Genomic DNA, 11,234 nt, shown 5'->3' on the forward strand with positions numbered 1-11,234 from the left:
CGATTACTCGGTTATTGCTTGGTTACTTTTATACGATATTATCCAGTTTTCAAAGAACAAAGTTGCTTACCTATAGAGAAGGAATTCATCCTTCAAAACTGAACAAAAAACAATGCCGTTAATTCGTTTGTGAGAACAGCGTTCTCTGTTGCTACTACGTGCGGCTAAAAGCCTGGCACGGTTCACAATTTCCTTAGAAAGGAGGTGATCCAGCCGCACCTTCCGATACGGCTACCTTGTTACGACTTCACCCCAATCATCTGCCCCACCTTAGGCGGCTGGCTCCCGTAAGGGTTACCCCACCGACTTCGGGTGTTGCAAACTCTCGTGGTGTGACGGGCGGTGTGTACAAGGCCCGGGAACGTATTCACCGCGGCATGCTGATCCGCGATTACTAGCGATTCCGGCTTCATGCAGGCGAGTTGCAGCCTGCAATCCGAACTGAGAATGGTTTTATGGGATTGGCTAAACCTTGCGGTCTTGCAGCCCTTTGTACCATCCATTGTAGCACGTGTGTAGCCCAGGTCATAAGGGGCATGATGATTTGACGTCATCCCCACCTTCCTCCGGTTTGTCACCGGCAGTCACCTTAGAGTGCCCAACTGAATGCTGGCAACTAAGATCAAGGGTTGCGCTCGTTGCGGGACTTAACCCAACATCTCACGACACGAGCTGACGACAACCATGCACCACCTGTCACCGCTGTCCCCGAAGGGAAAGATCTGTCTCCAGACCGGTCAGCGGGATGTCAAGACCTGGTAAGGTTCTTCGCGTTGCTTCGAATTAAACCACATGCTCCACCGCTTGTGCGGGCCCCCGTCAATTCCTTTGAGTTTCAGCCTTGCGGCCGTACTCCCCAGGCGGAGTGCTTAATGCGTTAGCTGCAGCACTGAAGGGCGGAAACCCTCCAACACTTAGCACTCATCGTTTACGGCGTGGACTACCAGGGTATCTAATCCTGTTCGCTCCCCACGCTTTCGCGCCTCAGCGTCAGTTACAGACCAGAGAGCCGCCTTCGCCACTGGTGTTCCTCCACATCTCTACGCATTTCACCGCTACACGTGGAATTCCGCTCTCCTCTTCTGCACTCAAGCCTCCCAGTTTCCAATGACCCTCCACGGTTGAGCCGTGGGCTTTCACATCAGACTTAAGAAGCCGCCTGCGCGCGCTTTACGCCCAATAATTCCGGACAACGCTTGCCACCTACGTATTACCGCGGCTGCTGGCACGTAGTTAGCCGTGGCTTTCTGGTCAGGTACCGTCAAGGTACCAACAGTTACTTTGGTACTTGTTCTTCCCTGACAACAGAGCTTTACGATCCGAAAACCTTCTTCACTCACGCGGCGTTGCTCCGTCAGACTTTCGTCCATTGCGGAAGATTCCCTACTGCTGCCTCCCGTAGGAGTCTGGGCCGTGTCTCAGTCCCAGTGTGGCCGATCACCCTCTCAGGTCGGCTACGCATCGTCGCCTTGGTGAGCCGTTACCTCACCAACTAGCTAATGCGCCGCGGGTCCATCTGTAAGTGACAGCTAAAAGCCGCCTTTCCATTCTTCTTCATGCGAAGAAAAAGAATATCCGGTATTAGCCCCGGTTTCCCGGAGTTATCCCAGTCTTACAGGCAGGTTACCCACGTGTTACTCACCCGTCCGCCGCTAACTTGAACAGAGCAAGCTCCGTCAAGTCCGCTCGACTTGCATGTATTAGGCACGCCGCCAGCGTTCGTCCTGAGCCAGGATCAAACTCTCCAAAAAGATGTTTGACTTGCTCATGTTTTAAAAATAAGAATTAACTTACTGGCATGTATTTTGTTCAGTTTTCAAAGATCAATTTCATCTGAGTCGTTTTTAGCGACCTATTTAACTTAACATTTATCCAACATAATGTCAATGACTTTCAAAAAAATATTTTCTACCAAATCAGCTGCTTTAACAGCAAATATTAATATATCATTCTCTTAAATACGCAGTCAACAACTTTTTTAAATATCCATATAATAGATTTTTATGGCTGATTTAGAGCAAATGGTAGCAATCATTCCGATAAAGATAGGGCAAAAATCACACAAGCCCTACAAAAAATAGGGCCAATCATTAGTAATATAAAAAGCCCTCCCCCGGTAAATTTATCTTTATAAGCTACTTCGTTTTATTGAAAAAATTCACTATTTATTTTACATGCTTTCATATAAGTAAATGTTGTTCTAATTCCATGCGAAGTGAAGAAGGAATTGCTTCGCTCCGCTGATGTTCTTTATTAAAATTCACATAAACAGTAGAAGAAATTACACACTTTTTCCCTGCCTGCCAAATTTCCTCATACAGCTCCAAGCTAGTATGGCCAACCCTTTTTACCCAACAGCAAACTTCAATATCCACCCCAAAAAAGATTTGCTCCTTGTACTCAATCGTTGTCTTAACAATGATCATTTTCCAATCGTGAAATTTATGATCCGGGTTAAACAAAGCAAAGATTTGATGACGCCCGGCTTCTAGCCAGATTGGAATAGTAGTGTTATTAATATGCCCTACAGCATCTGTTTCAGAAATTCGGGGAGTAAGCGTTGTTGTATACATATTTATCTCTCTTTTATTTATTATTCATTCCTCTACTCGCATTGTCTTACTATGTACCGTTTCATCTTATTGATTTTTAAACTCTGGCTTACGCTTTTTAAAAAATGCTTCCATACCTTCCTGCTTATCTTGAGTAGCAAACAACACCGACTGTGCCAGTTTTTCAATAAGGAGACTATTTTGCAATGCTGCTCGAGATTGAGATTTAATGGCCAATTTTGCAAATTTCGTGGCTACCGGTCCTTTACTTATTATTTTTTTAGCTATGTTAAATGTTTCTTTTTCAAGCTCCTGCTGGTTTACTACAGCGCTTACTAAACCCATTTGTTGTGCAGTTGCCGCATCGACCATGTTTCCTGTAAAAATCAAATAAAGTGTGTTTCCGAGTCCTATATGCTGTAATAATCTTTGTGTGCCTCCAGCTCCCGGTATAATGCCAAGATTTAATTCTGGCAACCCGAACTTTGCATTATTTGAAGCGATTCGAATATCACAGGCTAGTGTTAATTCACATCCTCCCCCTAGAGCAAAACCATTTACCATCGCGATAGTCGGTTTTTCAAATGTTTCAAGCTCGTTTAGGAGGTCGTGGATACCTTCATTAGTCATGACGTCAAGATGATCTAAATGTTGAAGTTCTTCTATATCTGCCCCTGCGGCAAATGCTTTGTCTCCGCTACCTTTAATAATGACAACACGCACTTCATCGTCATATTTAAAGGAATAAAGCGCATCACGAATATCGAGAATGCATTCATTATTTAAAGCATTCAAAACCTCCTCTCGATAAATTTCAATAACTCCAATTTGCTCCTGTATGTATACTTGAATGTTTTGATACAAAATAATCCCCCCCTTGATTATTTACTATCGAAATAAAAGTCTTGAGCAGTTTTTCTATCGTAGGATTTCTTTTGCTTTTTAACGGTCTTCTTCGTAATCTGAGTTGTTAGATACAAACCTTTCTTAACCCCTTATTCTAAAATTAACCTTCCAGTATATGCGTTTGTATAAATTTCATAAATATCCTTTTCTGTTAACTTTTTAGGACTTCTTTCTAATAATCGTTCTTGTAAAAGTGCATGTCTTGTTAAATTTTTTAAATCCTTTTCCCTCACGTCATAAGCAGAAAGAGAAAGTGGCAAGCCTGAATCCTTAACCAAATCATATAGCGACTGTACAACTTTTTTGGCATTTTCACGTTCAGATTTCCCAGTTGAATAAGATCCAATTATCTGGCCTACCTCGGCTAACTGCCTCACGCATGACGGCCAAATATTCGCATATACATATGGCAGCAACACCGCATTCGCTTCTCCATGCGCTACTTTGAACTGTCCTCCTAACGGGTAAGCTAAAGCATGTACTCCTGCTACTCCTGCGTTATAAAAACTTAATCCTGCTTCCAGGCTGCCGAGTGATAATTGTTGACGAGCAAGTCTATCATCCCCATTCCAAACAGCTACTCGGATCCATTGGTAAATCCGCTCTAGCGCATTTTTCGCAAAAGCATTGGATAGCGGATTAGAAAACCTTGAAGTAATGGACTCAATGGCATGAGTAAATGCATCTACAGCACTTGCAGCAGTAGCTTGCTGTGGCAGTGAATATGTTAGTTCGGGATCAACAATTACGTAATCCGCAAGTAAATATTTATGAGTAATAACATCTTTTGTCTCATTCACGCTAAATACCGCAATGTCCGTTACCTCCGCACCCGTTCCAGCGGTAGTAGGAATCAGCACTTTCTTAATGCCTTTTTTTGAAATCTTTCTTTGCTGTGTTAAGTTTAAATACTCCTCTGCCCTTCCTTCGTGAGCAGCCAACACCGCTACCGACTTAGCTAAGTCTAGTGCACTGCCACCGCCTATCCCAATTACAAGGTCATAACGATCTTGGTGTATCTCATCAAGAAATTGTTGCGCTAGTGTTATAGATGGTTCTGGCTCTACTTGATCACAAACTTTAACAGCAATGTTGTTTCTCATAACGATGTCTATTACACTTTTAACAAGCCCTAACTTTAAAACAACAGGATCACAAATTAAAAATACGCTTTTGCTCTTGAGCTCTCGAAAAATCCGTTCGAGCTTTTGTACCGATTTCTCTCCAAAATGGATTTCGATAGGAGAAATAAAGCTATACTGCTTTGGCATAAACTCCCTCACCTCTTTTATCATACGCAACCATTCCAGGATAAAATTTTCTAATAAAGAAACTACAACAAAGCCGTTTCCGTAAGATGGAAGCCACCGACTTTTAGGCTGCCCTTCGCCAATCGCACGAAATCTCCAAGGCAAAGGAGCCACTTTTTATTTCTTCTCTTTTACTAAGCGACTAGCCTATGCACCTTTAATTTAAATACATACGAAACCCGATAACTATTAGCAATATGGATAACATTTGGATAATCATTTTACTTGGCAGTTTCTGGGCTGAAATTACTCCAAGGTGCGCTCCAATGGTCACTCCTATCCCTCCCCAAATAACTATCTCCCAATCTACATGACCATATAAGAATTGAAAGAACCCCCCAATCGAAGAGTATAAACATATAGAAAAGACGGAGGTTGCAGCTGCCTGGTGAGGTGAAATATGAAATAAATAAATTAAGACTGGAACAAGAAGCCAGCCGCCGCCTATTCCCAAATAGCTGGATAATACTCCGATAAAAAAACCCACTGTTAGTAATTGTATAATCATTAAACGAGCGGGGTTTTGCAAGGAAGGCTCCATGCTTTTATTTCGTATAGATAAGTGTTCGGATTTCCCCTTGGAGCTAGCTACTAGAGCTTCTTTTCTGTTGAGTCGAATTGGCACATTTTTAACTAATAAAAACAAGCCTAATGCAATTAAAATGCTGGCAAAAAGGATATAAAAAAAGTTAGAAGGATAGGATTGCAGGAACCAGACACCCACAATAGAACTAGGCAACGCGCCCATTCCCACAGCAGCCCCTATTCTGTAATGAATCATCTTTTTTTTCGCGTATCCTATTGCTCCGGCTATGGAATTAATACATACCAATACCAAGCCAGAACCTGCTGCAACTGTAGGTTCCATTTGAAAGACAATTAACAGCACGGGAACAAATATAAATCCCCCTCCAGCCCCAACAATTGTTCCATATCCCCCGGCGATGATTCCAATAATGAAAAGCAACAAGCTTGTTGTAGTAACCATATTCTCTCTCCTTAAACAGAGTAAAGATCTAACCAAAACAAAATATTCCGAGAGAGGCAGTCATCATATCGCTTAGTCAAACCTTCTTTTAAGAAAACTCCCCTAGATAGTTAAAATACCTTCTGCAAACATCTTTCTTAATGCCTTTTTATCAATTTTCCCAATCGGTGTTAATGGAAATTTATCAAGAAAATGGACGACTTTAGGTATCATATATTTGGAGGTTCTTTGTTTGCAGAAATCAATTAATTGCTCGCTAGTACAGGTCAATCCTTCTCGCAGTGATACAACTATACATACCGCCTCCCCCCAATCTGGGTGGGGAACACCTATACACGCACTTAATGCAATAGAGGGGTGCTGATTCACTACTCGTTCCACTTCTGAAGAATATACGTTCATTCCACCTGTAATGATCATATCTTTCTTCCGATCTACAATATAAAGGTAACCGTTTTCATCCCACCTGCCAATATCCCCGGTGTAGAACCAGCCGTCACGAATGGATTCCTGGGTAAGGTCAGGTCTTTGATAGTAACCCACCATCATCGCTGGTGATTTTACGATAATTTCTCCAAGCTCGAACGGCTTTACGTCGTTTCCTTTATCGTCAATCAGACGAACTTCAGTAAATAGGCATGGCTTCCCACAGCTCTTCAACACCTCTGCATTGTTATGATAAGCCCAAATATGAGCGCTTTTCGATAGTCTTGTAATGACAATATTACATTCTGTCATTCCGTATTGCTGACGCATAATTGGTCCAAATACCTCGAAAGCTTCTTTTAAACGCTTTTGCGAAATTGGTGACGCTCCATAGAAGATGCTGCGCATCGAGCTCATATCATAGTCAATCTTCCTTGCCTGATCGAGAAGCCTATATAACATAGTCGGCACCATAAAGGTGGTCGTAATCTCATGGTCTTTTATGGCTTGTATGAACGTTTCCGCATTAAATGATCGCATCACATAAATATGCACTCCTGACACAAGAGATCTCCAAAGCAACGAACCGGCCGAATGAACAATTGGCGTGCTCAGCAATAATCGGTCCCGGTCGTCAAGCGGATCCTCGATAGCAGCGGAAATGATGGCAGCACCCAATCCTTGCTGAGAATGCATTACTCCTTTAGGCGTACCGGTTGTCCCGCCTGTATAGGATAGAAGAGCGATATCTTCTTCCTTAGCAATTGGCAAGTCTACATCTTTGATTTCTTCGGGCCATTGGAACTGTTCAAACCCTTCCGGATAATGATGACCAAATTCAGGAAGGCCAATGATATGAACACCTTCTTCTTTTGCTTCTTCTAAATATTCGAGGAAGGTATCAAAGTGTGTCTGTGCAGCTATTATCACCAGTTTGGGTTTTGTTTCTTTTAAAATAAAATTTATTTCTCGTTTTCCTAGCTTTTCACCTATTGGTATCAAAGTAGCACCACATTGCTGAACAGCCAAACCAAACATCACACTTTCCAAGCTATTTGGAATAATAGTCGCTATGTGAATACCTCTTCCGGCACCTAAGCGAAGTAAGTAAGAAGAAATCCGTTCTATCTTGTTCCATAGCTCTTTATAAGTTATCGTTTCTCCACTCGGTAGCAAAGTAATGGCTGGCAGTTCGCCAAATCGCTTTATTCCTTTATACACCAGTGATTGAAATGTTACCTTATCCCACATTCATTATCCCCTCCATAAAAGAGCTCTTAATTTTTCAATAGTGCCTTAGCAATCGTATTTTTTTGGATTTCTGAGGTTCCACTTAAAATTCGATACATCCGCGCACTTCTATACATTTTTTCTACCGGATGCCCTTTCACTAATCCTTTAGAGCCAAGAATTTGGATAGCTTTATCAGCCACACGACTATTCACCTCTGAAGCAAACAACTTAGCCATAGATGCACCGGCTCTCTCTTCCTCTCCTCTGTCAATTTTTTCAACCACATCATAGACCATACACCTCGCTGCGTAGATCTCCGTTGCCATTTCCGCGAGCATGTGCTGAATTGCTTGAAAATCACTGATAGGCCGTCCGTGTTGCACTCTCGTTTTAGCATGATCAATAGATAAATCGAGAAGACGTTGAGCCATTCCAACAAAACCCGCTGCATGTGAAACGCGATTGGTGTTTATTCTTTTCAATCCGAGCAGCAGCCCTTTTCCTGGTTCTCCGATGATATTAGCGGCAGGTACTCGACATTGCTTGAAAATCAATTCAGCATGTATTCGTTCTCCTGATAGGGGAACTTGAATATCTCCCAGTTCAAACCCTGAATGCTGGGATGTTTTTTTATCTATCAAGAAAGCGGTAATCCTTGCTTTTTCTCCTTCCTGCAATTCTTTGGCTATGACAATAGCAAAGTCAGCATAAGGAGCTGCACTAATAAAGTGCTTCTTCCCATTTACTATATAATCGCCACCGTCCCTAACAGCTGTTGTTTCAATAGCAAAAGCATCCGATCCAGCATTTGGTTCTGTCAGTGCAAAACAGCAGCTAGCTTCTCCAGATACGACGGGCAACACATATTTTTCGATCTGCTCTTTTGTAAAGCTTTCCAACATCTGGCCGATTCTTAGTGGTCCACCAATCTCGCCAATCACTTGCCCCCATAAAACAGCTCCAGAACGCGCCAATTCTTCCTTAAGCATACATAACCCTCTTAAACTAACATCCTGCCCTCCATACTTTTCAGGAAGATTAATGCCGTAAAAGCCCAATTCCCTTGATCGCTTTCTTACCCACTGAATAGCCTCCATCGGAATATCCTCTTCAGCATTTAACCCTTGCTTCTTTTCATACGGAAGCAATTCATTTTGAATAAAATGCTGCAACTTTGTTTGAAGTATCTCTAATTCTTCTTCCCGCGTCGTTAACATAGGCTTCCCCTTTCGATTTTTATTTTGTAGAATCTACCAACTATTTAAAAGTTTTAAATATTATAATAATTAATTTTAAATATAAATTTCATTTAAGTAAAATAACAAAATATGATAAGTACATAAAAAATATTGATGAAAGATAAAAAAATATTAGTTTCCCTTCAACATAGGAAACTAATATTTAAGAGTAGTATAAAATTCGAGACATTTGATAAATTCCTTAGCAGCCTTTGAAAAATATTGCTTCTTCGAGCGAACGTAGCCCAGTTCCATTGAATTGTTTTCTAGATTTATTAAAGGAATAGCTACCAGTTCTCCGCCTAGAAAATAGGGATCACTATTCATTCCAATATCATAAGAAAAGGAAATGGCTAATCCCTCAGCGACTGTTTTTTTGATAATCTCTGTATTATTTGTGAAAAACAAAACATTCATTTCGCCGTAACGAGCAAAAAATTCTTTAATAAACCTTTTCATTTTTGGTCCATTGTAGACGACTAAGTCTTCGTTCAGCAGTTCTTCGGGGCTTATACTTTTTCGGCCTGCTAAAGAAGAGTTCCTGCTGACTGACACAATTACTTTCGCTTCCATTAAAGGTTGAAATTCCAACTCACTTTCCTTTGGTTTAAGCGGTGGAATATTTAATAGGCCGATGTCAATTTTATCATTTAATACATCTTCGATGATTTCTTGTCCCCCTTTTTCTTCAATCATAATTTTTACTTCAGGGTACTTTTTTTTAAATAAGGCTAAGGATTTGGGCAAAATCGTAAGAAATAAACCTTGTGTGGATGATAGACGCAGCTCTTTTTCCATTGTATCCGAGTGCATTTGCGCACTGTCTCTAATTTCCTCCAGCTTGCTCAATACCTCATGAGCTTTTTGGATAATTTCTTTTCCGTCTTCTGTAGGTATGGTTCCTAATCGTGATCGCTTGAAGATTTTGATACCTAATTCATTTTCGAGACTTGTAATAGCCATGCTGATTCCAGACTGAGAAATGTGGAGTTTTTCTGAAGCTGTGGAAATTGAATTTACCTCGGCTACCTTTATAATGTATTCTAATTGTTCAATATTCATGGCTCATTCTCCTTCTATCCTGCTACCAATATCATATCTCTAACGGAAAACCCTTTCAATTTTAGAGAAGAAGATTAGAACAGTTTAAACCATCTACGCTAAATAGGATACTCTTTCTAGTTTTATACTATGGTAGTTGTTTTTTCGTATGGTTTTGCCGGTTGAGTTGGATTGTTTTTGATAGATATGGCCACTGCTGTTCCGAGTAACGCTACGATCATTAAAAACCAAAAAGCTGCATTGTAGGAGTTATTAAATAGATGAATAATTAGGCCAATAGCCAAAGGCGAAACACCACCGGCAATTTGCCCGGCAAAAGTTACAAGTCCAGAGGCAGAACCGGTAACTTCTTTCGGAGCATATTTTATAATAATTGTATAAAGAACGGTTCCAAAGAAAGAGAGCGCTATGGAGTTAAGAGTAAGATAGGTGATGATAAGTGCTATAGATGTGGCGTTAGACATTAAATAGAGAAAAATTGCCGATAATAAGGCGCCTGCAGCAGCAAGATATTTTTCACGATTAGCCATATATTTATCCAGCAGCCACCCGCTGACATTAAACATTAAAAACCCAAAAATATAAGGAATCGCCAACAATCCTCCGGCGGCTACCAACTCGACCCCTTTTTCCTTAACTAAATAGATAGGCATCCATGATATTAGACCATAGTTAATAATATTAGATAGAAATTTGAACGTAATGAGTTTCCAAATATTTTCGGTTTTAAACAATAACTTAATAGAAACTTTATTTTGTATTTTATTGAATTGCTTAACCTCTTTTGTGCTTTGAGGCTTGAGAACAAACCAAATACCAAAAGAAATTAAAATCCCTAAAACCCCCGCAATAGTAAACATGCCTCTCCAGCCGAACGCAGCTACCATGGAAGCAGCAAGAGCAGTACCTAATATTCCCCCAATATTTTGAGCAGACAAGAAAAAGGAATTGGCCCGGCCCCGTTCTTCTTCTGGAAAGTTCTCTCTTATCGTGGACATACTGGCTGGATAGAAAGGCCCCTCTCCTAATCCGAACAGAAAACGAACGAATAATAAAGATAGAAATGACCACGCAAACCCTGTCATCATCGTGAATACAGACCAGCTAAATAAAGAGACCGTAATCATCACTCGAGCTCCATATTTATCGGTCATCCACCCACCAAGCAGCTGCATTAGAGAATAACTAACAAAAAATATGCTGATTAGCAAACCCGTTTGAGACGTATTGAGATGGAACTCATCTGTAATAGGAATAATACCGACATTTATGGCCACTCGATCAAAAAAGCTTAAAATCATCCCAATAAATAAGAGACCACTGATAATAAATTTTCGTTTCTTGCTTACATACAACTGCATTCCTCATCCCTCCAGTTTTAAAGACTTCTATCTATATTGGCAACGCGCTGTTTCAAGCCTTCACAGGAAGCGCTTACAATTGCTTTCAAATTGTCAAAGGTTGAATATTTTTTCACCTTATTGATTTTCAATTCTGTTATCAAGCAGGATGATTTAAT

The 11,234-nt window shown here is 40.8% G+C and carries 8 protein-coding genes and 1 rRNA gene; all 9 read right to left on the reverse strand.

Translation table 11 applies throughout. The features are described 5' to 3' along the window. Positions 1 to 197 precede the first annotated feature (197 nt). The 9 genes from MKZ02_RS16105 to MKZ02_RS16145 all read right to left on the reverse strand — a co-directional run bounded on the left by MKZ02_RS16105 (position 198) and on the right by MKZ02_RS16145 (position 11,076). Positions 198 to 1,751, reverse strand: a 16S ribosomal RNA gene (locus tag MKZ02_RS16105). A gap of 429 nt (positions 1,752 to 2,180) precedes the next feature. Next, a complete protein-coding gene (locus MKZ02_RS16110) occupies positions 2,181 to 2,573 on the reverse strand; it encodes an acyl-CoA thioesterase (RefSeq protein ID WP_120037519.1) in 393 nt (130 codons plus the stop codon). Between the two features lie 66 nt (positions 2,574 to 2,639). Beyond that, positions 2,640 to 3,416 carry an enoyl-CoA hydratase/isomerase family protein gene (locus MKZ02_RS16115; RefSeq protein WP_340854515.1) on the reverse strand — a complete coding sequence of 259 codons (777 nt, stop codon included), beginning with the start codon at positions 3,414 to 3,416 and terminating at the stop codon, positions 2,640 to 2,642. Positions 3,417 to 3,547: 131 nt separating this feature from the next. Further along, entirely contained in the window at positions 3,548 to 4,729 is a 1,182-nt protein-coding gene (locus MKZ02_RS16120) for an iron-containing alcohol dehydrogenase (protein ID WP_340854516.1), read from the reverse strand. Between the two features lie 196 nt (positions 4,730 to 4,925). Further along, the gene (locus tag MKZ02_RS16125) at positions 4,926 to 5,756 is read right to left on the reverse strand and encodes a sulfite exporter TauE/SafE family protein (protein ID WP_340854517.1); all 831 of its coding nucleotides are present in this window, start codon (positions 5,754 to 5,756) and stop codon (positions 4,926 to 4,928) included. Positions 5,757 to 5,858: 102 nt separating this feature from the next. Beyond that, positions 5,859 to 7,433 carry a class I adenylate-forming enzyme family protein gene (locus MKZ02_RS16130; RefSeq protein WP_340854520.1) on the reverse strand — a complete coding sequence of 525 codons (1,575 nt, stop codon included), beginning with the start codon at positions 7,431 to 7,433 and terminating at the stop codon, positions 5,859 to 5,861. A 26-nt stretch (positions 7,434 to 7,459) separates the two neighbouring features. Then, positions 7,460 to 8,632 (reverse strand): acyl-CoA dehydrogenase family protein, encoded by a 1,173-nt coding sequence (locus MKZ02_RS16135; protein WP_340854522.1) that lies wholly within the window; start codon positions 8,630 to 8,632, stop codon positions 7,460 to 7,462. Positions 8,633 to 8,809: 177 nt separating this feature from the next. Continuing rightward, entirely contained in the window at positions 8,810 to 9,715 is a 906-nt protein-coding gene (locus tag MKZ02_RS16140) for a LysR family transcriptional regulator (RefSeq protein WP_120037508.1), read from the reverse strand. 122 nt (positions 9,716 to 9,837) lie between these two features. Further along, on the reverse strand, positions 9,838 to 11,076 hold the full coding sequence (locus MKZ02_RS16145; RefSeq protein ID WP_340854524.1) for an MFS transporter: 1,239 nt from the start codon (positions 11,074 to 11,076) through the stop codon (positions 9,838 to 9,840). Between the last annotated feature and the right edge of the window lie 158 nt (positions 11,077 to 11,234).

The organism is Pseudobacillus sp. FSL P4-0506, assembly GCF_038003025.1.
Classification (GTDB): domain Bacteria; phylum Bacillota; class Bacilli; order Bacillales; family Domibacillaceae; genus Pseudobacillus.

What these genes read in the sequence shown, in the direction of transcription:
- MKZ02_RS16130 (WP_340854520.1), bottom strand. Translation starts at nt 7,433, where the DNA reads ATGTGGGATAAGGTAACATTTCAATCACTGGTGTATAAAGGAATAAAG.
- MKZ02_RS16110 (WP_120037519.1), bottom strand. Translation starts at nt 2,573, where the DNA reads ATGTATACAACAACGCTTACTCCCCGAATTTCTGAAACAGATGCTGTA.
- MKZ02_RS16145 (WP_340854524.1), bottom strand. Translation starts at nt 11,076, where the DNA reads ATGCAGTTGTATGTAAGCAAGAAACGAAAATTTATTATCAGTGGTCTC.
- MKZ02_RS16140 (WP_120037508.1), bottom strand. Translation starts at nt 9,715, where the DNA reads ATGAATATTGAACAATTAGAATACATTATAAAGGTAGCCGAGGTAAAT.
- MKZ02_RS16135 (WP_340854522.1), bottom strand. Translation starts at nt 8,632, where the DNA reads ATGTTAACGACGCGGGAAGAAGAATTAGAGATACTTCAAACAAAGTTG.
- MKZ02_RS16125 (WP_340854517.1), bottom strand. Translation starts at nt 5,756, where the DNA reads ATGGTTACTACAACAAGCTTGTTGCTTTTCATTATTGGAATCATCGCC.
- MKZ02_RS16120 (WP_340854516.1), bottom strand. Translation starts at nt 4,729, where the DNA reads ATGCCAAAGCAGTATAGCTTTATTTCTCCTATCGAAATCCATTTTGGA.